The sequence below is a fragment of the Roseobacter sp. S87 genome, from assembly GCF_055693285.1.
Window position 1 is genome coordinate 3,657,963 of sequence record NZ_JBVFTR010000004.1, and the last position, 22,425, is coordinate 3,680,387.

25 protein-coding genes, 1 other RNA gene and 2 pseudogenes are annotated in these 22,425 nt (G+C 60.0%); 13 read left to right on the forward strand and 15 right to left on the reverse strand.

What is annotated here, in order from left to right:
• The first annotated feature begins 3 nt into the window (after nucleotides 1-3).
• Nucleotides 4-453: a YtoQ family protein gene (locus ACZ1HA_RS18985; RefSeq protein WP_375229139.1), complete on the forward strand. Its 450-nt coding sequence runs from the start codon at nucleotides 4-6 to the stop codon at nucleotides 451-453.
• On the opposite strand, the gene ACZ1HA_RS18990 is transcribed toward ACZ1HA_RS18985, so the two are convergent.
• Nucleotides 423-1,211 carry a glutathione S-transferase family protein gene (locus tag ACZ1HA_RS18990; protein WP_472715006.1) on the reverse strand — a complete coding sequence of 263 codons (789 nt, stop codon included), beginning with the start codon at nucleotides 1,209-1,211 and terminating at the stop codon, nucleotides 423-425. The two genes, ACZ1HA_RS18985 and ACZ1HA_RS18990, sit on opposite strands and share 31 nt — an antisense overlap.
• Nucleotides 1,212-1,360: 149 nt before the next feature.
• Between ACZ1HA_RS18990 and mscL the strand changes: the two genes are divergently transcribed.
• On the forward strand, nucleotides 1,361-1,789 hold the full coding sequence (mscL, locus tag ACZ1HA_RS18995; protein WP_472715007.1) for a large conductance mechanosensitive channel protein MscL: 429 nt from the start codon (nucleotides 1,361-1,363) through the stop codon (nucleotides 1,787-1,789).
• A gap of 68 nt (nucleotides 1,790-1,857) precedes the next feature.
• Here the strand turns inward: mscL and ACZ1HA_RS19000 are convergent, their stop codons facing one another.
• Nucleotides 1,858-3,096, reverse strand: a complete 1,239-nt coding sequence (locus tag ACZ1HA_RS19000; RefSeq protein ID WP_472715008.1) for a peptidoglycan-binding domain-containing protein — start codon at nucleotides 3,094-3,096, stop codon at nucleotides 1,858-1,860.
• A 199-nt stretch (nucleotides 3,097-3,295) separates the two neighbouring features.
• Nucleotides 3,296-3,577, reverse strand: coding sequence for a DUF1330 domain-containing protein (locus ACZ1HA_RS19005; protein ID WP_472715009.1), 282 nt, complete (start codon nucleotides 3,575-3,577; stop codon nucleotides 3,296-3,298).
• Nucleotides 3,578-3,673: 96 nt separating this feature from the next.
• Here ACZ1HA_RS19005 and ACZ1HA_RS19010 point away from each other — a divergent pair, with 96 nt between their 5' ends.
• On the forward strand, nucleotides 3,674-4,624 hold the full coding sequence (locus tag ACZ1HA_RS19010; RefSeq protein WP_472715010.1) for a LysR family transcriptional regulator: 951 nt from the start codon (nucleotides 3,674-3,676) through the stop codon (nucleotides 4,622-4,624).
• Here ACZ1HA_RS19010 and ald read toward each other — a convergent pair.
• Nucleotides 4,561-5,679: an alanine dehydrogenase gene (gene ald, locus ACZ1HA_RS19015; protein WP_472715011.1), complete on the reverse strand. Its 1,119-nt coding sequence runs from the start codon at nucleotides 5,677-5,679 to the stop codon at nucleotides 4,561-4,563. The two genes, ACZ1HA_RS19010 and ald, sit on opposite strands and share 64 nt — an antisense overlap.
• Nucleotides 5,680-5,819: 140 nt before the next feature.
• Between ald and ACZ1HA_RS19020 the strand changes: the two genes are divergently transcribed.
• A complete protein-coding gene (locus ACZ1HA_RS19020) occupies nucleotides 5,820-6,278 on the forward strand; it encodes an Lrp/AsnC family transcriptional regulator (protein WP_375229131.1) in 459 nt (152 codons plus the stop codon).
• 408 nt (nucleotides 6,279-6,686) lie between these two features.
• Here ACZ1HA_RS19020 and rpsU read toward each other — a convergent pair whose 3' ends face one another.
• A complete protein-coding gene (rpsU, locus tag ACZ1HA_RS19025; protein WP_008207378.1) occupies nucleotides 6,687-6,893 on the reverse strand; it encodes a 30S ribosomal protein S21 in 207 nt (68 codons plus the stop codon).
• Between the two features lie 115 nt (nucleotides 6,894-7,008).
• On the opposite strand from rpsU, the gene ACZ1HA_RS19030 reads away from it, so the two are divergent.
• Complete coding sequence (locus ACZ1HA_RS19030; protein ID WP_472715012.1) at nucleotides 7,009-7,707, forward strand: COQ9 family protein; 699 nt, start codon at nucleotides 7,009-7,011, stop codon at nucleotides 7,705-7,707.
• 74 nt (nucleotides 7,708-7,781) lie between these two features.
• The gene (locus ACZ1HA_RS19035; RefSeq protein ID WP_472715013.1) at nucleotides 7,782-8,765 is read left to right on the forward strand and encodes an NAD(P)H-quinone oxidoreductase; all 984 of its coding nucleotides are present in this window, start codon (nucleotides 7,782-7,784) and stop codon (nucleotides 8,763-8,765) included.
• Here the strand turns inward: ACZ1HA_RS19035 and ACZ1HA_RS19040 are convergent.
• Nucleotides 8,758-9,390 (reverse strand): ribonuclease T2 family protein, encoded by a 633-nt coding sequence (locus ACZ1HA_RS19040; protein WP_472715014.1) that lies wholly within the window; start codon nucleotides 9,388-9,390, stop codon nucleotides 8,758-8,760. The genes ACZ1HA_RS19035 and ACZ1HA_RS19040 overlap by 8 nt on opposite strands.
• A 140-nt stretch (nucleotides 9,391-9,530) precedes the next feature.
• Between ACZ1HA_RS19040 and ACZ1HA_RS19045 the strand changes: the two genes are divergently transcribed.
• On the forward strand, nucleotides 9,531-10,307 hold the full coding sequence (locus ACZ1HA_RS19045; protein WP_472715015.1) for a DUF1013 domain-containing protein: 777 nt from the start codon (nucleotides 9,531-9,533) through the stop codon (nucleotides 10,305-10,307).
• 91 nt (nucleotides 10,308-10,398) lie between these two features.
• On the opposite strand, the gene ACZ1HA_RS19050 is transcribed toward ACZ1HA_RS19045, so the two are convergent.
• Nucleotides 10,399-11,079, reverse strand: coding sequence for a cupin domain-containing protein (locus ACZ1HA_RS19050; RefSeq protein WP_472715016.1), 681 nt, complete (start codon nucleotides 11,077-11,079; stop codon nucleotides 10,399-10,401).
• A gap of 10 nt (nucleotides 11,080-11,089) precedes the next feature.
• Nucleotides 11,090-11,710 carry a glutathione S-transferase family protein gene (locus ACZ1HA_RS19055; protein WP_472715017.1) on the reverse strand — a complete coding sequence of 207 codons (621 nt, stop codon included), beginning with the start codon at nucleotides 11,708-11,710 and terminating at the stop codon, nucleotides 11,090-11,092.
• A gap of 102 nt (nucleotides 11,711-11,812) precedes the next feature.
• On the opposite strand from ACZ1HA_RS19055, the gene ACZ1HA_RS19060 reads away from it, so the two are divergent.
• Nucleotides 11,813-12,358, forward strand: a complete 546-nt coding sequence (locus tag ACZ1HA_RS19060) for a TetR/AcrR family transcriptional regulator (RefSeq protein ID WP_472715018.1) — start codon at nucleotides 11,813-11,815, stop codon at nucleotides 12,356-12,358.
• A gap of 17 nt (nucleotides 12,359-12,375) precedes the next feature.
• Here the strand turns inward: ACZ1HA_RS19060 and recR are convergent, their stop codons facing one another.
• The 4 genes and pseudogenes from recR to ACZ1HA_RS19080 all read right to left on the reverse strand — a co-directional run.
• Nucleotides 12,376-12,969 carry a recombination mediator RecR gene (gene recR, locus ACZ1HA_RS19065; RefSeq protein WP_472715019.1) on the reverse strand — a complete coding sequence of 198 codons (594 nt, stop codon included), beginning with the start codon at nucleotides 12,967-12,969 and terminating at the stop codon, nucleotides 12,376-12,378.
• 37 nt (nucleotides 12,970-13,006) lie between these two features.
• A complete protein-coding gene (locus ACZ1HA_RS19070; protein WP_375229121.1) occupies nucleotides 13,007-13,984 on the reverse strand; it encodes a hypothetical protein in 978 nt (325 codons plus the stop codon).
• Nucleotides 13,985-13,988: 4 nt separating this feature from the next.
• Nucleotides 13,989-14,333, reverse strand: a complete 345-nt coding sequence (locus ACZ1HA_RS19075; protein WP_436398217.1) for a YbaB/EbfC family nucleoid-associated protein — start codon at nucleotides 14,331-14,333, stop codon at nucleotides 13,989-13,991.
• A gap of 67 nt (nucleotides 14,334-14,400) precedes the next feature.
• Nucleotides 14,401-16,143 (reverse strand): annotated as a pseudogene (locus ACZ1HA_RS19080) (DNA polymerase III subunit gamma/tau); the annotation flags it as partial.
• A gap of 186 nt (nucleotides 16,144-16,329) precedes the next feature.
• Here ACZ1HA_RS19080 and ypfJ point away from each other — a divergent pair.
• Nucleotides 16,330-17,174, forward strand: a pseudogene (gene ypfJ / locus ACZ1HA_RS19085) (KPN_02809 family neutral zinc metallopeptidase).
• Nucleotides 17,175-17,208: 34 nt separating this feature from the next.
• Here the strand turns inward: ypfJ and ffs are convergent.
• Nucleotides 17,209-17,305, reverse strand: an RNA gene (gene ffs / locus ACZ1HA_RS19090) — signal recognition particle sRNA small type.
• Between the two features lie 44 nt (nucleotides 17,306-17,349).
• The gene (locus ACZ1HA_RS19095) at nucleotides 17,350-19,167 is read right to left on the reverse strand and encodes a 5'-nucleotidase C-terminal domain-containing protein (RefSeq protein ID WP_472715020.1); all 1,818 of its coding nucleotides are present in this window, start codon (nucleotides 19,165-19,167) and stop codon (nucleotides 17,350-17,352) included.
• Nucleotides 19,168-19,380: 213 nt separating this feature from the next.
• On the opposite strand from ACZ1HA_RS19095, the gene ACZ1HA_RS19100 reads away from it, so the two are divergent.
• The 3 genes from ACZ1HA_RS19100 (at nucleotide 19,381) to ACZ1HA_RS19110 (ending at nucleotide 20,859) form a co-directional block, all read left to right on the forward strand.
• Complete coding sequence (locus ACZ1HA_RS19100) at nucleotides 19,381-19,764, forward strand: NUDIX-like domain-containing protein (RefSeq protein WP_472715021.1); 384 nt, start codon at nucleotides 19,381-19,383, stop codon at nucleotides 19,762-19,764.
• A 63-nt stretch (nucleotides 19,765-19,827) separates the two neighbouring features.
• A complete protein-coding gene (gene nudC / locus ACZ1HA_RS19105) occupies nucleotides 19,828-20,346 on the forward strand; it encodes an NAD(+) diphosphatase (protein ID WP_472715022.1) in 519 nt (172 codons plus the stop codon).
• A gap of 39 nt (nucleotides 20,347-20,385) precedes the next feature.
• Complete coding sequence (locus ACZ1HA_RS19110) at nucleotides 20,386-20,859, forward strand: SRPBCC family protein (RefSeq protein WP_472715023.1); 474 nt, start codon at nucleotides 20,386-20,388, stop codon at nucleotides 20,857-20,859.
• Between the two features lie 3 nt (nucleotides 20,860-20,862).
• Here the strand turns inward: ACZ1HA_RS19110 and ACZ1HA_RS19115 are convergent, their stop codons facing one another.
• Nucleotides 20,863-21,708, reverse strand: coding sequence for a prephenate dehydratase (locus tag ACZ1HA_RS19115; RefSeq protein ID WP_472715024.1), 846 nt, complete (start codon nucleotides 21,706-21,708; stop codon nucleotides 20,863-20,865).
• Between the two features lie 121 nt (nucleotides 21,709-21,829).
• On the opposite strand from ACZ1HA_RS19115, the gene ACZ1HA_RS19120 reads away from it, so the two are divergent.
• Nucleotides 21,830-22,333: a c-type cytochrome gene (locus tag ACZ1HA_RS19120; RefSeq protein WP_472715025.1), complete on the forward strand. Its 504-nt coding sequence runs from the start codon at nucleotides 21,830-21,832 to the stop codon at nucleotides 22,331-22,333.
• The last annotated feature ends 92 nt before the right edge of the window (nucleotides 22,334-22,425 follow it).

Sequence of the window (22,425 nt, forward strand, 5' to 3'; positions counted from 1 at the left end):
GGGATGACACTGAAAGTATACCTGTCGGGCGAAATCCACACCGACTGGCGTGAACAGATCGTGCAGGGCGCGTCGGAGCTTGATGTGAGCTTTGACAGTCCGGTGACGGACCACGATGCCAGCGACGACTGTGGCGTTGCCATTCTGGGAGCCGAGGACAACAAATACTGGCACGATCATAAGGGCGCGATGGTCAACGCCATCCGCACCCGCAAGGGCATCGCTGATGCGGACGTGGTGGTCGTGCGCTTCGGTGAGAAATACAAACAGTGGAATGCGGCATTTGATGCAGGCTATGCTTCCGCGCTGGGCAAATCGCTGATCATTCTGCACGGACCTGAGCACGCGCATCCGCTCAAGGAAGTCGATGCCGCTGCACTTGCCGTCGCCGAAGAACCCCGCCAGGTCGTCGAAATCCTGCGCTATGTGCTTACGGGTAAGCTGCCCGGTTGAGACGTCTCACTGTCCGGACGAACAACGGCGGGTCTCTGACCCGCCGTTTCCTTTTTATGCTGGTGTGCGTGGGGGATATTCTTGGCCTTGTCCACGGCCGGACGGGCGTAGAACCGGTCGCGGTAAGTCACCACGTTCCTGAAATCTTCGTACCCGACGGCGTCTTTTGCGCCATAGAAGTCCAGTGCATTGATCCACGGGGCAATGGCGATATCCGCAATCGAATAATCCCCGGCAATCCACTCTTTGCCCTCAAGCTCACGATCCAGCACGCCCAGCAGGCGTTTGGCTTCCGCGACATAGCGCTGTTGCGGACGTTTGTCCTCATACTCGGCGCCCGCAAATTTCCAGAAGAAGCCCAGCTGCCCCAGCATTGGGCCGAGACCCCCCATCTGGAACATGACCCACTGAATGATGTGAGCCTTCTGTGCGGCATTGGTGCCGATCAGTTTGCCGGTTTTCTCCGCCAGATAGATCAGGATGGCACCACTCTCGAAGAGCGTCAGCGGTTCTCCGCCGGGACCGTCAGGGTCGATGATGGCCGGAATTTTATTGTTAGGGTTGAGCGACAGGAACTCCGGGCTTTTGACGTCCGCATCGGCCAGCGTAACGGTGTGCGCCTCGTAGGGAATGCCCATTTCTTCCAGCGCTACAGAGACTTTGACCCCGTTGGGTGTCGGAAAGGAATAGAGCTGAAGGACGGACGGGTCTTTGGCCGGCCATCGGTTGTTGATCGGAAATGCGGACAGATCAGCCATCGGGACTGTCTCCTCTGAGTTGTGATACGGGGTAAAGCTAGTCTTCTTTCCCCGTAAAAACAGTCTCGTACACGCGCAGTTATGTGTTAACACGCGCACAGGGGGCACAGCGGAAGACTGTGCGCCGTGCAACAGTGCGAGGGACAGCAATGCTCAACGAATTCAAGAATTTTATCGCCAAGGGCAATGTCATGGATATGGCCGTTGGTATTATCATCGGTGCCGCCTTTACGGCGATCGTGACATCACTGGTCGGCGATCTGATCAATCCGATCATTGCGCTTTTCACCGGTGGGATCGATTTCTCCGGCTGGTTCTATGTGCTGGGCGAAGAAACCTATGCTTCCATTGAAGCTGCGACCGAAGCCGGAGCGCCGGTGTTTGCTGTCGGTAAATTTGTGATGGCGGTGATCAACTTCGTCATTGTGGCCTTTGTTGTTTTCCTGCTGGTCAAGATGGTGAACCGGATCAAGGAAGCTGCTGAAAAAGAAGAAGAGGCGGCACCGGAAGAGCCAAAAGGTCCGAGCGAGCTGGACGTTCTGCTGGAAATCCGCGACGCGCTTGCCAAAAAAGACTGAAGTTTTCAGTTCTGAAAACAAAAAAGCCCGCAGCCGGAAGCTGCGGGCTTTTTTCGTATCTGTCTGGCTCAGTTTTTGTTGAGGTTCAGAGCCGGCAGTGCGCCACCTCCGCTAAGGGCCTGCACCGGCGCCGGTGGCGCAACTGTGCTGATGGAGGCGCGGATCACCGCGTTCCGGGCGCGTTTCTTCGCGGGAAGCACAGCGGGCTCCGCACCATTGTCCATTGCTGTCACGGCGGTGTCATACCAGCCCAGCGATGACCCGCGCGGTGCATCTGTGCCGAAACCCCAGCGCACATGGTGGCCCACGAACTCGGCATAGGGCGCGCGGCCCGTTGCGAGCATGACCGTTGCCGCGCCAAGCGCCATGGCTGCATCATCCTCACGATAACCCAGACCGAGGCAGATTTGACCGTACCCGGCCGCAGTCGCCATATCGCCGCTGAAGAGTGCATTTGCTGTCTGTTGAGCGGTCACGGCAACGGACGCGGCCCCCTGCGTTGCGATTTCTGAAATGGCCGGTACCATTGCATCAGCGATCTGTGTGCAACCGGCGCGTAGCTGTGCATCCGACTGGTCGACCGATGCGCGCAGCAGGTCGCTTTGGCGGATGGCATCGGCCCGGGCGTCACAGAACTGTTCCCCAAGCGCCTGATCCGGGTTGGTGACATTGCTGGCGAGGATGACGCCGTTCGCTTCGGTCTGTGTGTTCACAGCCCGGCAGTGACCGACCATGGATGCACCAGCCTGCGTATTGTTCAGCGCCAGTGGTGCCAGAGGTGCAACGGCAGCCGTTGTCGTTGTGGCGGGTGCTGTGCCACCGCCATACCGGTTGGAGGCGTAGTTCGGGTCTGCAAAAGCCTTCAGCAGCCCCTGCGTACCTTCGTTCGCGACCACCTGAGGATAGGCGCTGCCACCACCGGCCTGAAGGCGCTGATGGCTCGAGACCAGTGACACGCGCTGGTATTCTTCGAGATACCCCGTTGCAGGATAGCCCATATAGGCCTGATAGTTTGCAATCGCGGTGCGCGACCGGCGTCCCAGCGAGCCATCCACGACACCTACGGGAAAGCCAAAGGCGTTCAGCGCGGACTGCACTTCGCGGTTCTGCTGGCGCTGGTAGCTGTTGGAGTAGTTCTTGCGAACAACGGTTTGTTGCTTCTTTTTATTGTTATTCACCTGCTGATTGACGATGGCCCCGACGGCAGCGCCCACGGCAAAGGCTCCAAGGTTGGAATCGGCCACCGCCGGGCTGGTCAGCATCATCGCAGCGGCCAGCGCTGCGGAAATTGTGTTACGTTGTTTCATCGTTATTTCCCGCAATAAATGAACATATGTGCGGGGATTAAACCCGATTTTGCGGGTTCTGGCACGGAATTTCTGGACGCCCGGCGCGAAGCAGCCGGCCCGGCGCTGCAGATCGGCATGCAACCGCCGGGCAATAAACGACAAAGTGAAACCGCGCCTGTCGGGCGCGGTCCTGCTGGTCCGACACGCAGCGGCCTGTTCAGAGCAATGCGATCTGAGTATCGGCTCCCTCGGTCCTGAGCGCATGAGTCGCGGCGAGTTCAGGGTCGTTGATCCAGGCATGCGCTGCGTCGCGGTCAGGAAAGCTCAGCACAGCAACGCCGTCCGGGAGCGGGCCGGCCCCTTCGATCAGCGACAGATCGGTCGAGGCCTGAACGACGCTGCCACCGTGGCGGGCCAGCGCATCTGCCGCCTTTTCACGGTAGGCAGCGAGCTTTTCGGGGTTTTTCACGCGCAATGTTGCAATGGCGTAAGTGGTCATGATGGTTCCTTTCCGATTTCTGCCGCCACGATACGGCGCAGCAGGTTGTGCGGAAACAGGTCAACATTGCAAAACAGTTGTGCAATAATGATCAGCATGACCGACTGGAATGACCTTCGATATGTGCTTGAGTGCGTGCGCAACGGCGGTCTCAGCGGGGCGGCCCGCGCGCTGCGGGTCAACCACGCCACTGTATCGCGCAGGATTGCAGCGGCAGAGGAGGCCATGGGCGCCCGTCTGTTTGACCGGTCAGCTTCCGGATACCGCCCGACAGATGCCGGTCTTGAGGCAGCGCGTGCGGCAGAAAAAATGGAAGCCGCAGGGCATGACCTCAGCCGGAGCCTGAGTGCGCGCGACCAGCGCCTGAGCGGGCCGCTCACGATCACTGCGCCGCAGCTTGTGGTCGAACGGGTGCTCGCGCCCATTCTGCGCGACTTCTGCAGGCGGTATCCGGAGATCGACCTGCGGATTGTCGCGGCGAACCGACAGCTGAATCTGACCGCCCACGAAGCGGATGTTGCCTTCCGCATTTCGGATGAGCCTTCGGAGACACTTGTGGGCCGCCGTATCACCGGGCAGTCGGCTGCCGTGTATGTCAGCCGTGAGCAGGCCAGTCGCCTGCGGGCCGACCCGACACTTCCGCTCGACTGGATAAGGTTCGCACACTGGCCCGGGCCGCCGGATATTCTGAAGCAGGCCTGGCCGGACCGGCGTATCGCGATGACCGTGGATGACATGTATGCGGCGCTGGCTGGAGTCCGGGCCGGGATTGGCGCAACACGCATTCCCTGCTTTCTGGGCGACACGGAACCGGAGATGGAACGGCTGTGGAAGCTGCCGCTCATCCCCTACCGGCCTCTGTGGATACTGACCCACGCGGATCTCAGGCGGACACGCAGGGTGGTCACCTTCACGGAATTTGCTGCAGCACGGGTGCAGCACCTGCGCCCGCTCTTTGAGGGGCGCAGGCCGGGGGCAGCAGCCTACCCTTTGACGATCAGTGACGGGGACACAACGTCGAGCCCGAGCGCTTTGCCCACGGCATAGTAGGTCAGTTTGCCGTCATGCACGTTCAGACCATTGAGCAGGTGCGGATCATCCTGGCATGCCTGCTTCCACCCTTTGTCGGCCAGGGCCAGCATGAAAGGCATGGTGGCATTGCCCAGAGCGATCGTGGACGTGCGGGCGACAGCACCCGGCATGTTGGCCACGCAGTAGTGCATGATGCCATCCACGTCATAGATGGGGTCCTGGTGCGTGGTTGCACGCGACGTCTCGAAGCACCCGCCCTGATCGATGGCAACATCGACAAGTGCTGCGCCGGGTTTTAGGTCCGACAGTTGTGCACGGCTGATCAGTTTCGGTGCTTCGGCACCGGGGATCAGCACAGCGCCGATGATCATATCCGCAGCACATGCCAGTTCGATGGTGTTGCCGGCTGAAGCATAGCTGGTCCGGAACTGCCCGCTGAAGACGTCGTCAAGATACCGCAGGCGGGGCAGGGACCGGTCGAGGACCGTCACATCCGCGCCCATACCCGCAGCGATGCGCGCGGCATGTGTGCCGACGACGCCGCCACCGATCACGACCACTCGGGCAGGGCCCAGACCGGGCACACCGCCCATCAGCACGCCACGACCGCCGTTCGCTTTCTGGAGCGTCCAGGCACCGACCTGCGGCGCCAGCCGGCCTGCGACCTCGGACATCGGAGCCAGGAGCGGCAGCCCGCCACGATCGTCCGTAACCGTTTCATAGGCGATGCAGGTCGCGCCGGATGCCAGCAGGTCACGGGTCTGTTCCGGGTCAGGTGCCAGGTGCAGATAGGTGAACAGAACCTGGCCCTCTCGCAGCATGGCGCGTTCGACGGCCTGCGGTTCTTTGACCTTTACGATCATTTCCGCGCGTTCAAAGACATCCGCGGCTGTGGCGGCAATGGTTGCGCCCGCTTCAACATAGTCGCTGTCCTCAAAGCCCGCACCCGTTCCGGCCTGCGTTTCAATCAGTACCTCATGCCCGTGTGCCACGGCCTCGCGGGCCGCGTTGGGTGTCATGCCAACACGGAACTCCTGTGGTTTGATCTCTTTCGGGCAACCAATAATCATGGGATCTCCTCCAAATCCGGCGTTTGATGGATGAATACAGCTCAAAAGGCGCAAGACGGCACGATTTTTGGCTCGCGTTAGCGTGCAAACTCCGAATAGTCTTCGACAAAACCAGTCAGTAACAGAAGAAGTTTGCGCATATGACGCTCGACGCGACAGATAAACGTATCCTTGAAGCGCTTCAGCGATCAGGCCGCATGTCCAATTCCGACCTGAGCGAGGCAGTCAATCTTTCACCGTCTGCCTGCCACCGCCGGGTGCAGAGGCTGGAGAAAGAGAAGTATATCAAGGACTATGTGGCGCTGCTGGATGCGCGCAAAATGGGTGTGCCGACGACAGTTTTCGTCGAGATCACGCTGCAGGCACAGGCAGACGAGGTTCTGGATGCCTTTGAAAAGGCTGTGGCGCGTATCCCGGATGTTCTGGAATGCCACCTGATGGCCGGATCAGCGGACTATCTGCTGAAGGTCGTGGCCGAAAACACCGAGGATTTTGCCCGGATACACCGCCAGTATCTGGCCCGGCTGCCGGGCGTGGCCCAGATGCAGTCCAGTTTTGCGCTGCGCACCGTTTTCAAAACGACGGCCCTGCCAGTGTGACGCGGGCGACAGGCGACTTGGAGCCTTCAGTGACTACGCAACTATTTTAGTTTGTGCTTAGAGCTAACCAGGCTAATTTTTAGCGTTCTGTGGCTTTGGGAAACATCATGAAGAGTACATTGATCCGTATGAGTTTGCTCACTTGTCTGATAATCCTTTGGATTATTGGCGTTCCAGAGCGCTTCTTCAGCGTCACCGGATTTTTCGTATTTGGCACATTCATTGCCTACTGTCTGGGCTATGAAGTCTTCCGATACTGGAAAGACCGCCGGGGTAGGTAGGTTCCCCCAAACGGCAGCTTCGTCGCGCAAATCGTCCTTTTGGCTGTCGTGACCAAAGCAAAAAAAGCCTCCGAGCGGTGTTCCCGCTCAGAGGCTGATGTTTTCGTCGCCAATGCGGCGGGTCTGCTCAGAGCATCCCTTCGCGCTGGGCTTTTTTTCGTGCCAGTTTACGGGCACGGCGGATCGCTTCAGCTTTCTCGCGTGCTTTTTTCTCGGACGGCTTCTCGAAATGCTGCTTGAGCTTCATTTCACGGAAGACACCTTCACGCTGGAGCTTTTTCTTCAGAGCCCGGAGGGCCTGATCGACGTTATTGTCGCGAACACTAACCTGCATGTGGTTTTCACCACCTTTCTAAGTTGAGTTGCAAGGATTTGCAGGAAGTGGGCATATAGCAAGGAGGAGCTATATTGTCCAGTACCACAGTGCGAAGCGTCAAGGAGTGTGCCACGTGACAGTACCTTATGAGACGGCCCGGGAGCAGTTGCTGGAAGCAGCGTTGATGCATGTGCCCTTTGACGGCTGGTCAGAGGCCACATTTAAGGCAGCGATTCGGGATGCGGATATTGCCCCCGAAGTTGCCCGCTCGGCCTGCCCGCGCGGGGCCGTTGATCTGGCAATGGCGTTTCACCGTCGGGGGGATGCGGCCATGCGGGACCGTCTGGCCGGAATGGATATGTCGGATATGCGCTTTCGCGACAAGGTAACCGAAGCGGTTTGGATCCGCCTTGAGGTCGCAGAGGACAAGGAAGCTGTGCGCCGCGGCACCACGTTGTTTGCGCTGCCGCTTTACACAGCGGACGGCGCGCGCCTGATCTGGGAAACCGCTGATGCCATCTGGACGGCTCTGGGTGATACGTCAGACGACGTGAACTGGTACACCAAGCGGGCAACGCTGAGTGGGGTCTGGTCTGCGACGGTGCTTTACTGGCTGGGAGATGACAGTCCGGATCATATGGCGACCCGCGCGTTCCTGGAACGCCGGATCGCGGATGTAATGCAGATTGAAAAGCTCAAAGCTCAGGCGCGCAAAAGCCCGGTGCTCAGCCGGCTGATGTCCGGTCCGGACTGGTTGCTGGGGAAAATCCGTGCGCCGCAGTCTATGCAGCGCGATGACCTGCCGGGCAGGTGGACGGAGCCCCACCGCTGAGCGGCGGCCTCCATCGGGTTTTCAGTGCGGTCCGGTGCTGTTACGACAGTGCCGGAACACAGAGGACATCGCACATGAAAGATACCATGCGGGCAGTAGAGATTTCGGAACACGGCGCGCCGGATGTGTTAAAAGCCACGACCCGTCCTGTCCCGGTGCCCGCTTATGGCCAGGTGGTGATCCGGGTCGCTTTTGCCGGGGTGAACCGCCCGGATGCGCTGCAACGAGCGGGTCTTTACAATCCGCCGCCCGGCGCAAGTGATCTGCCGGGCCTTGAGGCCTCTGGCGAGGTTGCAGCGGTTGGTGAAGGTGTTGCCGGGCTGTCGGTGGGTGACGCGGTCTGCGCTCTTCTGCCAGGTGGGGGCTATGCTGAATACGTCGCGACACCGGCCGCGCATTGCCTGCCTGTACCATCGGGCATGGGGCTGCGTGAGGCGGCCTGTCTGCCAGAGACGTTTTTCACAGTCTGGTCCAATGTGTTTGGGCGTGGCGGCCTGAAAGCAGGTGAACGGTTTCTGGTGCACGGTGGGTCTTCGGGTATTGGAACGACAGCTGTTCAGCTTGCCCGCGCTTTTGGTGCGCGCGTGTTCACGACCGCCGGCAGTGACGCCAAATGTGAGGCCTGCCGTGCGCTGGGTGCGGAGATTGCCATCAACTACCGCACAGAAGATTTCGTCAAAGAGGTCCGCGCAGCAGGCGGTGCCGATGTGATCCTGGATATGGTCGGGGGTGATTATATTGCGCGAAATCTCAAAGCGCTGGCGGATGACGGGCGGCTTGTGCAGATCGCGTTTCTGGGGGGCATGAAAGCCGAGGTTAATTTCACGCAGCTCATGACCCGGCGGCTGACCATGACCGGCAGTACCCTGCGACCGCAGAGTGACCTTGCCAAGGCACGCATCGCTCAGGAACTGCGCGAGGCGGTATGGCCTCTGCTGGAAGCCGGCACCGTTGCGCCAGTGATGGATCGGGAATTCGCGCTGGAAGACGCGGCGGCGGCACATGCCCGGATGGAAAGTTCCGACCACATCGGAAAAATTGTGCTGAGGATTACCTGAGCGGATCGAACAGGGCGCTTCTCGCGGTGCAGTCCCGCAAAACGTCGGCACCGCAGACACGGGGTTCCAGCGTTCGGGTCAGACAGATCCGCGCTTCCTGAATCTGCCCCTGTTTGCAGGTGATCGTGATCATATCAGCGCTGAGCAGGTCGTTGTCGCGCAGAAAGGCTTCTTCGACCACAGAGGCCGGTAACCGCACAGCCTCTTTCAGGCGCCGGAACACCGGCGGGCGGGTCACCGTGCCGTAAGCTTCCCGTGACAGGGCATAGTAGTCCGACGCGGAAAGACCGGAGCAGGTGCCGTGCTTTTTCCACTGATGCCAGGCGAGCCCAGACGTGCCCATGATGTCCGCCATGTCGGATGTCATCCGGCGGGAGGGCTGGCGTTCGTTCGTGTTGCAGTATTCGGGATAGCCCCGCTCATACTGCGGCCACAGACCGTGCAGGATCCAGCCATGCCCTTTACCGGGATCGCATTGCGGTGACCCGCGTGCGTCGCCTGTGCGGTTGCACCAGTTCGGCGACCAGCTGAGGGCCATCACATAGTAATCAAATTCTCCTGAACGGTCCTGGGCTGCGGCACCGGACGCAAGAAGGATCATAAGCCAGAGAAGCAGGCTGCGCATTGGGTCTTTCCTTATGTCGTTGTGCCGACTATATACGCCCCAAGTTCCCCCACAATGGTAACCCGTTCCGGCCTCCGGGACCGCCCTTCCAGGCGATGGGAAAGACGTGGGCCGGCAAGTGGATTCGCAGGAGAATGAACATGGCAAAACCGATCATGGCAAAGGCCACAGCCGTTTGGCTGGTGGACAATACAACAATCAGTTTCAAACAGATTGCTGATTTCGTGGGCATGCATGAACTGGAAGTTCAGGGGATTGCGGATGGTGATGTGGCACAGGGGGTCAAAGGGTTTGACCCGATCGCCAACAACCAGCTGACGCAGGAAGAGATCGACAAAGCGCAGTCCAACCCGCTGCACAAACTGCAGCTGAAGTATAACGCTGCGGCCGAAGGCGAACAGAAACGCCGTGGTCCGCGGTACACGCCGCTCAGCAAACGCCAGGACCGTCCGGCGTCGATCCTGTGGCTGGTCAAGTTCCATCCGGAACTCTCCGACGGTCAGATCAGCAAGCTTGTCGGGACAACCAAACCAACCATCCAGGCGATCCGCGAACGCACCCACTGGAACATTGCCAACATTCAGCCGATTGACCCGGTAGCGCTGGGTCTTTGCAAGCAGTCGGAACTTGATGCGGCGGTTCAGAAAGCTGCAGCCAAGAAAGAGGCGGATGCGCCGGTCATGAGTGATGACGAACGCCGCAAACTGGTCAGCACCGAGCAGAGCCTCGGTATGGATGCCGAACCCAAAATCCCCACAGCGATTGAAGGTCTTGAGACCTTTACGCTGTCGGGCGAAGCGGCCGATGAAAGCGCAGAAGAGGAAAAGTCTGCAGCGGACTTCTCGGATGCGGATAGCTTCTTCAACCTGCCGGATTCTTCAGATGAGGAAGAAGACGAAGACACACCGCGCAGCTGAATCGAGCATAAAATCACAGCAGAAAACCCGGCGCCTTCCGGCGCCGGGTTTTCTGTTCCGGACAGGTCACCTACCGTGCCGGAAGCTGATCTCAGGTCGCGGGCGCTTTGGGCGGTTGCGCCAGGTGGCGCCGTTTGATCCAGACCTTTGTGCCGTCTGCGCCGGCGGTCGCGGTTGTTTCCGATCCGCGCGGCAGGCGGAGCCAGGAATCTTTGGCAAAGGTTTCGCTACCTTCCTCAAACCCGCCGCTCAGCACCAGCACCTCCATGCCATCCGGCGCATCAAGCATGACAGAAGCGCCTGCCTCCCAGTGCTCGGTAGAGACGTCCTCCGCGTCGTCGCTGTGCAGCATCAGGCGGGTCACACCGGGTGCGCCGTCGACCGGAAGATAGCCGTCGCCATTGGTGTCAATGCGGAACTGGTTCCGGTCGTTCATGTCAAACTGCCAGAGTTTCACAAAGATCACGCAGCCTTCTTCCGAGCCTGGGGTATGGCTGGTCGTCGGCGGGTTCCGAACATAGGTGCCTGCGGGAAAATCCCCGTGCTCGTCCTGGAAGACGCCCTCCAGCACAAAGAACTCCTCGCCGCCGGTGTGGGTGTGCGCGGAAAAATGGCTGCCGGGGGCGTAGCGGACAATTGACGTCGCCCGTGCCACCTCATCTCCGATCCGGTCGAGCATGCGGCGGTCGACGCCCGCCATGGGAGAGGGTTTCCAGGGAATGTCCGCTGCGTGAACGACGGTGCGTTTGCTGAAATCTGCGTTCAGTTCCATTGTCCTGTCCTTATCCTGCGATGCTGGGCCGGCTGGCGACCCGCTGCCGCCACGCGATCAGGTTAGCACAGTCTTCGGGTACGTCGATCTTTGCAAAATCGGCAAAGGCGAGCCCCGCAAATGCGGTGATATCGGCCATCGAAAAACTGTCACCCGCGACATAGTCCTGATCTGCGAGCACACTGTCGAAATACCGCATACCTTTCAGGGCGCGGTCTTTCTGCATGTTGCCCCATTCGGCGCATTGGTTTGTTTCGATGTCCGGTCCGAGTCCGGGTGTTGCGTGGTGGAAATATGCCCCAACGGCGTCCAGCAGCTCCGCCTCAGCACGACGCTGCATCATATGGGTCACCGCGCGCTCTTTCGGTGTGCCGCCGGCAAGGGACGGGCCATCGGCAATCCCATCGATGTATTCGGTGATTGCAGTGCACTCGGCGATCACCGTCCCGTCATCCAGTTCAAGCGCCGGAACCAGACCACTGGGGTTTTTGGCGCGGAAAGCCTCTGTTTTGTGTTCCCCGCCAGGCACGTCAACGGTGATGAACTCAACCTGATCTGCCAGACCTTTTTCAGCCAGGGCAATGCGGATGCGGGCCGGGTTGGGAAAGCCTTCGAAGTCATAAACCTTCATGGTGTGATTCCTTTTGTCTATCTAGTGATAGGTAGGTGGTAGCCATTGACCCTGAGGGCTGTCAAGCCTATCTGGTAGTAGATAGGATCACAGACAGGTGACATGATGGCGGGCACCCGCGATTTGCTGATGGACGAGGCCGAACGTGGTGTACGCACGGGCGGCTATAATTCTGTGAGTTTCCGGGACCTTGCGGATGCGCTGGGTATCAAGAGCGCGAGCGTGCACTACCATTTCCGCAAAAAAGAGGATCTTGGCGTGGCGCTTGTCGACCGGTACAGCAAGCGCTTTTTTGAAGCTCTGGCTGCGCAGGCCGAGCCGGAATCAACCGCTGCTGGCCGGATTTCTGCATATTGCCGGACATATCGTGAAGCCCTGACCAGTTCTGATGCGATTTGCCTGTGCGGCATGCTTGGTGCGGAAACGTCAGGCTTGCCCGAGGTTGTCTCAGCGGCCGTGCAGCGCTTTTTCGAGGCGAACCTTGTCTGGCTTTCCGACACGTTGTCGGGCGGGGAAGGCGGTGATCACGCGGATGCACAGGCCGCGCAGATCCTCGCAACGTTGCAGGGGGCAATGATGCTGAGCCACAATATGGATGACATCAGGGTCTTTGATGCTGCCGCTGCGGCGGTTCTGCCGGCAGGTTAACTGACCGGCTGCCGGGATCAGATAGATTTGCGCGCGCGCATGGCTGCTGTGATTGTCCCGTCATCAAGATAGTCCAGTTCGCCGCCGATGGGCACGCCCTGTGCCAGCGAGGTCAGCCGGGCACTGCCTTCCAGCTGATCAGCGATGTAATGAGATGTGGTCTGTCCGTCGATCGTGGCATTGAGAGCAAGGATAACTTCGGTGATGCCCTCAGCCGCAACCCGGTCAATCAAACGTGGAATCCGCAATTCCTCGGGGCCGACAGCATCCAGCGCTGACAATGTGCCACCCAGCACATGATAGCGCCCTTTGAACACGCCGGACCGCTCCATCGCCCAGAGGTCCGCAACGTCCTCAACAACGCATAGCTCGCCATTGGCGCGTTTTTCAGAGGTGCAGATATCGCAGACATCGGTTGTGCCGACGTTCCCGCAATTGAGGCATTCGCGCGCGGTTTCTGCGACCGTGCGGATCGTGTCCGCCAGCGGGATCAGCTGGAGGCTGCGTTTGCGGATCAGGTGCAGCACGGCTCTGCGCGCAGAACGCGGGCCGAGGCCGGGCAGTTTGGCCATCAGCTCGATCAGTGCGTCAATGTCTCTGGTACTGCTCATGCGCGCCCGTTCCTGAACCAATCCGTGTCCGCTGCGGTCAGGGAACCGCCATCATCTGCTGGATGTACTGTATGCCCGCAGGCAGGAATGACAAGGCGGTGACAAAGGCTGTCGCAGAGACAGAGATCTGGCCGCCTGGCGGCAGTGTTTTGATACCGGATATAATGCCCTGCGCCTCGCGCAGTTCATTCAGTTTCCGCAGGCCCTCGGTGTTGACGTTGGGGTCGCTCAGCGCGGCCACATGCCTGGAAATCTGCTGTTCAATTTTGTCGAGCTCTTCGGAGCGCAGCCGGTTCAGCCGGTTCGACAGCGGGATCGTCGGCACGGCATAGGTGGCGCCAACCGTCAGGAACGTGCAGATCGAAAAGATGATGATGGGCGGCGTGCTTTTGTAGTCGGCCAGCGCCAGACCCAGTATCGCCATCGACCCGACAAAAGCGCACAAAAGCACAACCCGGCTGTTAAACCGCAGAAACGCAGGCACAGGTTCTTTTGACAGGTTCAGGATATCGAGTTCCAGCGTCGGCAGAACGCGCAGGAAACCCCGCCAGAACCGGAAAATAGCCCAGAGCCCGAAACCAATCATCGAACTGCCGGCACAGACAAACAGACCAAATGCGATACGCAGCGTTTCGTTCGTCTGATGCGGCGCGATGATGTAGGCCCCAGCGCCCAGGGCCGCGCCGTACAGGATACCGGCTAGAACGGCGGGCGGATGCGCGATGATCCGGTTCACCCGCCCCTGAATATCGAGGCCGTCCGGGACAAAGTCGGGCCGGGGCAGGTGCAGCAGCATCTCGGCCAGATCGCGCGAGATGTGCAGCCCGAACACATAGACCACATACGCATTGATCACCACAAGCGCGACCAGCGCCCAGTCAGACAGCGGCACGCCCGCGGTCGCCTCAAGCCAGAGGTAAATGATGGCCATAACAGAGGTCGCAATAACCGCGCAGGCTCCGAAATTGCGCCAGAGCGGCGGTGTCGTGATGTCTTTTATGGCCTCCGGGCGCACGCGGTCAGAACGGCAGCTTCATGTCCGCCGGCAGTCCCATGCCTTCGGTCAGCTTTGCCATCTCTTCCTGGGCCCGTTCCGAGGCCTTGGTCTGGGCATCCTTGATCGCGGCCAGGATCAGATCCTCGACCACTTCCTTGTCGTCGCTGTTGAATATCGACGGGTCGATATCCAGCGTTTTCAGTTCGCCCTTGGCCGAACATGTGGCTTTCACCAGGCCCGCCCCGGAAGCGCCCTCGACCATGATGCTGTGCATATCTTCCTGCATCTGCGCCATCTTGGTCTGCATTTCCTGGGCTTTTTTCATCATGCCGGCCATATCGCCGAGCCCGCCTAGTCCTTTGAACATTGCGTCGTCCTTTTTGGTGTCGCGTTATCTTTAATATAGGCGGGCAGGCCCACCCCGAACAAGTGCGTCAGTCGTCCTCGAAAGGATCCCACTCATCCTCAACTTCGGGCAGTGCCTCTTCAGTGGCTTCTGCCGCGATCTGTTCCGGAGTTCTGATGGCGGTGATCGCCGCCTTTGGGAACTGCGCCAGGACCGCCTGCATCAGAGGGTGCTCGTGGGCCTGTTCGCGCAGAGCTATGCCTTCAGCGTCGCGCACTTCTGCAATGGTCTTGGCATCTGCATCTCCGACAATGCTCACAGCCCACCTGTTGCCCGTCCAGTGCTGCAGCCGTTGTCCGAGGCGCTGTGCCAGATCACGCGGAGCCGTATCTGTGGGCGTAAATTCAATGCGGCCGGGCTGATACGCGCCAAGGCGCACACCGTTTTCGACTTCGACCAGTAGTTTCACGTCGCGGTTGGCCCGGATCAGTTCGACCACGTGTTCAAATGTCGGGAACCGGGCGAGCGCTTCGTCCGTGTCAACAGCCCTGGCCGTGACGGCACCCGCGGTGCCGGAAGCTCCGGCCGGACGGCCTGCGGTAACGGAACCGCCGGCTGTTGCCTGAGCGCCGGGCCCCCCATTGTGCCCTCCGTTTCCGCCCGGAGTACCCTGAGGCGCTGGCGGAGGCGTCGTCCCCTGCAGTTTCCGGACGAGTTCCTCCGGGCTCGGCAGGTCGGCGACATGCGTCAGCCGGATGATCGCCATTTCGGCGGCCATCATAGCGTTGGGTGCGCTGCCAACTTCATCCAGCGCTTTGAGCAGCATCTGCCACAGCCGGGTCAGCACGCGCATGGGCAGGTTTTCCGCCATGGCGAGACCGCGTGCCCGTTCGTCAGGCGAAACTGTCGGATCTTCGGCTGCTTCGGGCGTGATTTTGACGACAGACACCCAGTGGGTGATTTCGGCCAGATCGCGCAAGACGGCCATCGGGTCCGCGCCTTCGGCGTATTGCGCCGACAGCTCCGTAAGTGCACTGGCGGCGTCCCCTTTGAGGATCAGGTCAAAGAGGTCCAGCACACGACCACGGTCCGCCAGCCCCAGCATCGCGCGGACCTGATCAGCGGTTGTTTCACCCGCGCCATGGCTGATTGCCTGATCGAGCAGCGAGGTTGCATCCCGTGCGGACCCTTCTGCAGCGCGCGCAATGAGTGCCAGAGCGTCATCTGTGATTTCTGCCTGTTCGGACGATGCAATCCGCTGCATGAGCGCGATCATAACCTCTGGCTCTATGCGACGCAGGTCAAACCGCTGGCAGCGGGACAGCACGGTTACGGGAACTTTGCGGATTTCGGTGGTGGCAAAGATGAATTTGACGTGCGCCGGCGGTTCTTCAAGCGTCTTCAGCAGCGCATTGAACGCACCCGTCGACAGCATGTGCACTTCGTCGATGATGTAGACTTTGTACCGCGCCGATGCGGCGCGGTAATGCACTGAATCAATGATTTCCCGGATGTTCGCGACACCGGTGTTCGAGGCCGCGTCCATTTCCATCACGTCTACATGGCGGCCTTCCATGATGGCTGTGCAATGTTCGCAGGTGCCGCAGGGCTCGGTGGTCGGCCCGCCCTGCCCATCTGCGCCAATACAGTTCATGCCCTTGGCAATGATCCTGGCCGTGGTGGTTTTGCCGGTCCCGCGGATCCCTGTCATGACAAAGGCCTGCGCGATTCTGTCTGCTTCGAACGCGTTCCGGAGGGTCCGGACCATGGCGTCCTGCCCAACGAGATCCGCAAAGGTTTCCGGGCGGTATTTTCGTGCGAGAACCTGGTATTCGGTTTTGGATCTCGTCGGACATCAGGATCCCTGTGAGCAAGATTCGCAGAACCCGCTAACCGTATGTCCTGGCGCGCCCCGCGTAAACACAACCCACAGCGGGTCCCGGGGTATTTCTCACGAAACTGTTGTGCCGGCTCTGCGCCCGGGTGCAGAATGTGGGCAGGAGTGGGAGTTCATTGTATGCGGCTGAAGGGAATTCGTTCGAGCAGAAATGTCCGGGTGCGCAGGGGGCGCGTGCCGGAGGCCGCCGCGGCAGGGCCGGAGGTCTGGGCCTTTTCGGCGTTCTCGCCATTCTGGCACTGGGGTATTTTACCGGCATTGACGTGACGCCGCTGCTGACAGGCGACCCTGTGGCAACCTCGCAGAGCCAGGAAACTGTCCAACAGGATGATGAGACCGTTGTTTTTGCCTCGAAGGTCCTGACAACGACCGAAGAAGTCTGGGCCGGAATATTCGAAAACCAGGCGGGTCAGCGATACACGCCGCCGCAGCTTGTGATCTTCTCCGGTGTAACTCAAAGCGCATGTGGCGGCGCCTCCGGTGCCACCGGCCCTTTCTACTGCCCGGCGGATCGCATGGCCTATCTGGACACACAGTTCTTTCGTCAGCTCGACCGGCAACTGGGTGCAGGCGGTGATTTTGCCGCTGCTTACGTGATTGCGCATGAGGTCGCGCATCATGTGCAGAACGAGCTTGGTATTCTGCCGCAGGTCAGCCGGTTGCGAGCAGGCGCCACAAAAGAGCAGTCCAATGCGCTCACCGTACGGCTGGAGCTTCAGGCTGACTGCCTCTCGGGCGTCTGGGCACGATCCGTGCGCGGCCTTATGGAACGCGGGGATCTTGCCGAGGCGCTGAATGCTGCACGTATGATCGGGGACGATCATCTGCAGCGCCAGGCGGGCCGGATACCGCAGCCACACACCTTCACACACGGGACGTCAGATCAGCGCGCACGCTGGTTCGAACGTGGATTTGACAGTGGTATGATCGCGGATTGCGATACCTTCTCGGCCCGCAGGCTGTGAAGTCTGGCGCCACGCTTCGTTCTGTAAGGAGACTGGTGAGAGGCTGGACAACGACCCAAGCGGGGCTCGTTACGGCTGCTTCCTTCCGGACCTGACCGGGTTGGCGAGGCGCTTACCCGCGCCAACCTCTCGTGGTCGATATAGGCAAAGGGCAGATCGACTGCAAGTCTGTCTGTCAAAGGTGCAGGCGGATGCGTGCAAATCCTTCGGCACTCGTTCCGCAGCTCTCAGGCCTGTAGGAACTGATTTCATCCAGATACTGCAACGCATCAGGTGCTGTCAGGAGAATTGCTGAATAGTCGCCGGGCGTTCTGAATTTCCAGGGGACCGGATCACGCACTTCGCTGCAGTCAGGCGCGCGAAGGTAGTCCACCAGCCCTTCATCCATCGGCGCATACCCGCGGAATGCAATATCCTCATCGGCAAAGGGTTTAAGGGCGCCACCGCCGCCGGTGCGGTGATCGGTGGTTGCAACCAGAAATTCCTGGTCCGGGTCAAGAGGTTTACCCTGCCAGGTCACATTGCCGATGCGTCCGGTCGCATCCGGGTTGCGCCTGCCCGACGGATCGTAAACCGGGGGACGTGTCGGATCGATCTCATAGGACAGACCGTAAATCGTGTCGAAGCGGAAACCGGGGATATTCACGTCAACCAGTGGCTGGTCCGGCTGATCAGGCCGTAGCGTGCTGAAAATCAGGGCCGAGCGTTCAAGCCAGTCGATCAACCGGGCGCCGTTCGTCCGGACCGCCCAGATCTGGTTGGCATATGGGGTCAGCCCGGCGACGTGACGCCGCATCACAGGACCGCTGGACAGGCTGACAAAGTTGCCGGGACCGTCGAACCCACCCGTCGCGGCTGTTGATCCAACGGCCAGCAAAGGCAGACCCGCCAGAGTGCTGCCCTCCACCGCGCTGGCGATAACCCGCCTCTTTGCGGCTGCGATCAGCGCCGGTACAGCGCTCGGGCAGGCAAGGGCAAAGTAGCTGTGCATTGGGCTGGAAAGCTCGCCGACATGTTCATTCAGATGCAGACGCGTTGCGTTGTGCGCGGGTCTGGTCAACCCGACGATTTCAGGGTCCGGTGCGTCGGTCGGTTCGGGTGTCAGCAGTGCGCTTTCCGATCCCGTTACAGACCAATCCCCGTCCGGATCGCCGCCCATTTCAAGTTGCAGCCTGATCCGCCCCAGGTGCGATGCAGAGGCGCCTGGCATCACGACGGGCGTTCTGCCGATCCGACCGTTGTGGCTGTCTATCCCGTCGATGCCAGCGTGATCCGCGCCCGGAAATTTCAGATGTGTGTGCCCGCCAATCACGGCATCGACACCCGGTACACGGGCGACTTCTAAGATCTGGTTCTGTGGTGATTTTCCCTCGTCATAGAGGGCGATGCCCATATGGGCCAGAACGATGACCACCTGTGCGCCCGCGTCGCGCAATTCGGCGATGCGGTCGGTCAGTGCCGGCAGTGGTGGTGAAATCTCCGCATGATCTGTCAGGTGATGCCGGTTCCAGTTCATGGTCTGCGAAGGAACCACCGAGGTCACACCGATCCGCAGTGTACGGTTTTTCCCGTCAGAGCATCTGATGTCGCGTTCAATCAGGGCTGACGTCTGCAGGTTGGCCAGTTCGGCACAGGTCGTGTTGGCACTCAGTACGGGCATCGAAAACCCGCATAGGGCGCGTTTCAGCGCGGGCAGGCCGTGGTCAAAATCGTGATTTCCAAGACCCACCGCGTCATAGGCCAGAGCGTTCATGCAGGCTGACATCGGGTTTTCAGCCACTTCCGGGTGTCGGGCCACAAATCCGGCCAGAGGTGTCCCCTGCAGCGTATCGCCATTGTCGAAAAGGAGGCACTGGCCGCCATCCTCTTCCGCTTTCAGACGCTCGCGCCGGATGACCGGTGCCAGTCGTGCAAGACTGTCACCACCTCCTGGTGTGTCCCGGGCATAGTCGAAATCGGAGAGCTGCATGTGCAGATCGCTGGTTGCGAGCACTGTCAGCCGGGCGGTACAGGGAGCGACCGGAGAGGAGCGGCTTTGGGGTATTTCTGGTGCCTCCGGATGCAGTTCAGTAAACAACCTGTGCGTGAGCGATGCCTGATCACATCATGCGTGGGTTGGAATGTCCAGCGGGGCCGCGCATTTTCCTTTTGAACTTCCGGGCGAAAACCGGGCATGTAGCGGCTCAGGAAAAACCAGGGTCAAAATATGCGCATTGCTGAAACTGTAACCTTTGGCGGCTCCGGTCTGGACCGCGCCGGCGAAATCCGAGACGACCCTGAAGCGCTGCATGCAGTTGCATTGGATGCGGCTGCGCGTGCTGTGGTTTTCTGGCGCGGTAAACCGCTTCTCAACATGGAAAATCCGGCATCCCTCGCACGATTGCCGATGGATCACGATGTGCTGGAACTGGCCGCTGATGCGCCGGTATTTCTGGGGCGCGAAGACGGAGCAGGGCGATTTGCTTTCGATATCTCGGCATGGGAACCTGACGGGCTGGAACCTGACCAGCTGGGGGATTCCTCGATCCCACAGAACAGCGCCACCCGGATCTGCCTGCTGACATGGCATTTGCTGAACTCCGCCGTGTGATGACCTGGCTCACTCCGCGGGACGCAGAACTCGCCGCGACGGGCAAAGCCATTCTGGGCTGGCATGAGACGCACCGTTTCTGCGCGAAGTGCGGAGACCGCTCGGACGTCGCCCAGGGGGTGGCAACGCAGGTGTACCGGATGCCGGGCGGCGCATTTTCCGCGCACCGACCCCGTGGTGATCATGCTGATTACGCGTGGCAATTCGGTGTTGATGGGGCGCTCGCCCGGATGGCCGGATGGCATGTATTCACTGCTCGCGGGGTTCGTTGAGCCGGGCGAAACGCTTGAAGCGGCTGTGCGTCGCGAGGTTTTTGAGGAAACGGGAGTGTACGTCGGGCCGGTATCCTATCTCGCAAGTCAGCCGTGGCCGTTTCCGGCGTCGCTGATGTTTGGCTGTGCAGGGGAAGCAGTCAGCGAAGAGATCACAGTCGATCCGCTGGAAATCGAAGACGCAATGTGGGTCAGTCGCGAGGAAATGACCCAGGCCTTTGCCGGAGAACATCCTTTCATGTTGCCGGCGCGCAAAGGCGCCATTGCACATTTTCTGCTGGAGAACTGGCTTGCGGACAGGTTGGATTAACCGGACGGTGGCCGGAAAGGCCGATCCGGAGCCGGGCTCATGAAATTCTCTGCGCAGGAAGAAGTGGCTGTACCGGCGGGTGATCTTTTCGAAATGCTTTGCGACTTCGAAAGCCTCGAAGCTGCGGCGCACCGCCGGGGTGTCGATGTTGTGCGGACAGATGCGACCGACGGCCGCCTGACCGGCACGGCGTGGCAAGCGGATGTCCGGATCCAGGGAAAGCCCCTGCGCGTCGACATTGTGCTTCTGAACCTGCAGCGTCCGGAACAGATTGAACTGGGTATGACCGGACCTGGCCTGGAGGGGGGCGTAACGGTCGCACTGACCGGGCTCGAACCACAATGCACAAGGCTTACGGTGAGCGCAGAACTGCGGCCTCACACACTGACCGCGCGCCTGCTGGTGAAGTCCCTGAAATTCACACATACGACTCTGGACAGGAAGTTTGAGGCGCGTGTTGCGGAATATCTTCAGCGGCTGGAAAGCCGTTACGCAGCGTCGCGGGACGACTGACCGTCAGGCGCGGACATTGCCCGCCGGATAGACCCCCAGAACCTCGACCATGTTCGTGAAGTAATCCAGCTCTTCCATCGCGCGCTTAACGGCGGGGTCGTCCGGGTGTCCCTCGATATCCGCGTAAAACTGTGTCGCGGTAAACGAGCCGCCCACCATATAGCTTTCCAGCTTGGTCATGTTGATGCCGTTTGTCGCAAAGCCACCCATCGCCTTGTAAAGAGCGGCCGGCAGGTTACGGACCTGGAACACAAAGCTGGTGATCATGCCATCCTTGCCCCGTCTGGTGTAATCGGCCTCGGGCGACATCAGCAGGAAACGTGTGGTGTTGTTTCCTTCGTCTTCGATATGGCGCGCCAGAACATCAAGACCATAGATCTCGCCGGCGAGTTCGCTGGCCAGCGCTGCCACAGCGGGATCTCCGGCTTCGGCCACCTCTTTGGCTGATCCGGCAGTGTCCGCACCGGTGATGCGGCTGATGTTGTGTTCTGCGAGGAAGTTTCTGCACTGCCCCAGCAGGACGGTGTGGCTTTTCGCACTCCTGATATCTTCGAGCCGGGCGCCCGGCAGCGCCAGGAGATTGATCCGGACACGCACGAACGCCTCTTCGATAATATGCAGGCCAGAGCTTGGCAGCAGTGAGTGGATGTCCGCAACGCGTCCGTAGGTGGAATTCTCGACCGGCAGCATTGCGAATTCCGCGTCGCCTTTGCGCACAGCCTCAATAGCGTCCTCGAACGTCCGGCAGGGAACAGGCGTCATGTCGGGGCGTGCGGTCCGGCAGGCTTCATGACTGTAGGCCCCCGGCTCCCCCTGAAAGGCAATCCTGGCTGTGGCGTCGGCGGTCATCGGGTCGTCCTTGAACAAAATCTTCGGAAAGTGGTCGTTTGGTCGCGGTAACTACACCTTGCCACACCGGAGGGGAAGCAATAGATACCGCGTCAAACATAAAGCAACGGATCTGGAATCAATGCTCGACACAATGACCTTTACCAAAGCGGCCGGCGGCGTCTGCGGCGCGCTTCTTGTGTTCCTTCTGGGTAAATGGGCCGCCGAGGAACTTTACCACGTCGAAGCGCACGGCGAGGCATCCTACGTCATCGAAGTTGAAAGCGGTGAAGAGACTGCCGAGGTCGAGGAAGTTGATTTCGCAACGGTACTGGCGTCGGCAAGTGTCGAGGACGGCGCAAAAGTATTCCGCAAATGCTCCGCATGTCACAAGCTTGAAGCAGGCGAAAACGGAACGGGTCCGTATCTCTACGGGGTTGTCGGACGTCCCAAAGGTGCCGCTGACGGTTTCAGCTATTCCGAAACACTGGCCTCAATGGGTGGCGAATGGACACCTGAGAACCTGAGCGATTTCCTTGAGCGTCCGTCTTCCTATGCGCCGGGCACGTCCATGAGCTTTGCAGGTCTCAGAAAGATCGAAGACCGGGCCGACGTGATTGCCTATATGGACAGCCTCGACGACTGATATTAACCCGTTTTTAACCAAAAAGGCCGCTTGCTGTGATGCAGGCGGCCTTTTTTGTTGGCGCAGAAGGGCTCCGCGCTGGCGGATCACAT

What these genes read in the sequence shown, in the direction of transcription:
- ACZ1HA_RS18985 (WP_375229139.1), top strand. Translation starts at nt 4, where the DNA reads ATGACACTGAAAGTATACCTGTCGGGCGAAATCCACACCGACTGGCGT.
- ACZ1HA_RS18990 (WP_472715006.1), bottom strand. Translation starts at nt 1,211, where the DNA reads ATGGCTGATCTGTCCGCATTTCCGATCAACAACCGATGGCCGGCCAAA.
- mscL (WP_472715007.1), top strand. Translation starts at nt 1,361, where the DNA reads ATGCTCAACGAATTCAAGAATTTTATCGCCAAGGGCAATGTCATGGAT.
- ACZ1HA_RS19000 (WP_472715008.1), bottom strand. Translation starts at nt 3,096, where the DNA reads ATGAAACAACGTAACACAATTTCCGCAGCGCTGGCCGCTGCGATGATG.
- ACZ1HA_RS19005 (WP_472715009.1), bottom strand. Translation starts at nt 3,577, where the DNA reads ATGACCACTTACGCCATTGCAACATTGCGCGTGAAAAACCCCGAAAAG.
- ACZ1HA_RS19010 (WP_472715010.1), top strand. Translation starts at nt 3,674, where the DNA reads ATGACCGACTGGAATGACCTTCGATATGTGCTTGAGTGCGTGCGCAAC.
- ald (WP_472715011.1), bottom strand. Translation starts at nt 5,679, where the DNA reads ATGATTATTGGTTGCCCGAAAGAGATCAAACCACAGGAGTTCCGTGTT.
- ACZ1HA_RS19020 (WP_375229131.1), top strand. Translation starts at nt 5,820, where the DNA reads ATGACGCTCGACGCGACAGATAAACGTATCCTTGAAGCGCTTCAGCGA.
- rpsU (WP_008207378.1), bottom strand. Translation starts at nt 6,893, where the DNA reads ATGCAGGTTAGTGTTCGCGACAATAACGTCGATCAGGCCCTCCGGGCT.
- ACZ1HA_RS19035 (WP_472715013.1), top strand. Translation starts at nt 7,782, where the DNA reads ATGAAAGATACCATGCGGGCAGTAGAGATTTCGGAACACGGCGCGCCG.
- ACZ1HA_RS19040 (WP_472715014.1), bottom strand. Translation starts at nt 9,390, where the DNA reads ATGCGCAGCCTGCTTCTCTGGCTTATGATCCTTCTTGCGTCCGGTGCC.
- ACZ1HA_RS19045 (WP_472715015.1), top strand. Translation starts at nt 9,531, where the DNA reads ATGGCAAAACCGATCATGGCAAAGGCCACAGCCGTTTGGCTGGTGGAC.
- ACZ1HA_RS19050 (WP_472715016.1), bottom strand. Translation starts at nt 11,079, where the DNA reads ATGGAACTGAACGCAGATTTCAGCAAACGCACCGTCGTTCACGCAGCG.
- ACZ1HA_RS19055 (WP_472715017.1), bottom strand. Translation starts at nt 11,710, where the DNA reads ATGAAGGTTTATGACTTCGAAGGCTTTCCCAACCCGGCCCGCATCCGC.
- ACZ1HA_RS19060 (WP_472715018.1), top strand. Translation starts at nt 11,813, where the DNA reads ATGATGGCGGGCACCCGCGATTTGCTGATGGACGAGGCCGAACGTGGT.
- recR (WP_472715019.1), bottom strand. Translation starts at nt 12,969, where the DNA reads ATGAGCAGTACCAGAGACATTGACGCACTGATCGAGCTGATGGCCAAA.
- ACZ1HA_RS19075 (WP_436398217.1), bottom strand. Translation starts at nt 14,333, where the DNA reads ATGTTCAAAGGACTAGGCGGGCTCGGCGATATGGCCGGCATGATGAAA.
- ACZ1HA_RS19100 (WP_472715021.1), top strand. Translation starts at nt 19,381, where the DNA reads ATGCGCATTGCTGAAACTGTAACCTTTGGCGGCTCCGGTCTGGACCGC.
- nudC (WP_472715022.1), top strand. Translation starts at nt 19,828, where the DNA reads ATGAGACGCACCGTTTCTGCGCGAAGTGCGGAGACCGCTCGGACGTCG.
- ACZ1HA_RS19110 (WP_472715023.1), top strand. Translation starts at nt 20,386, where the DNA reads ATGAAATTCTCTGCGCAGGAAGAAGTGGCTGTACCGGCGGGTGATCTT.
- ACZ1HA_RS19115 (WP_472715024.1), bottom strand. Translation starts at nt 21,708, where the DNA reads ATGACCGCCGACGCCACAGCCAGGATTGCCTTTCAGGGGGAGCCGGGG.
- ACZ1HA_RS19120 (WP_472715025.1), top strand. Translation starts at nt 21,830, where the DNA reads ATGCTCGACACAATGACCTTTACCAAAGCGGCCGGCGGCGTCTGCGGC.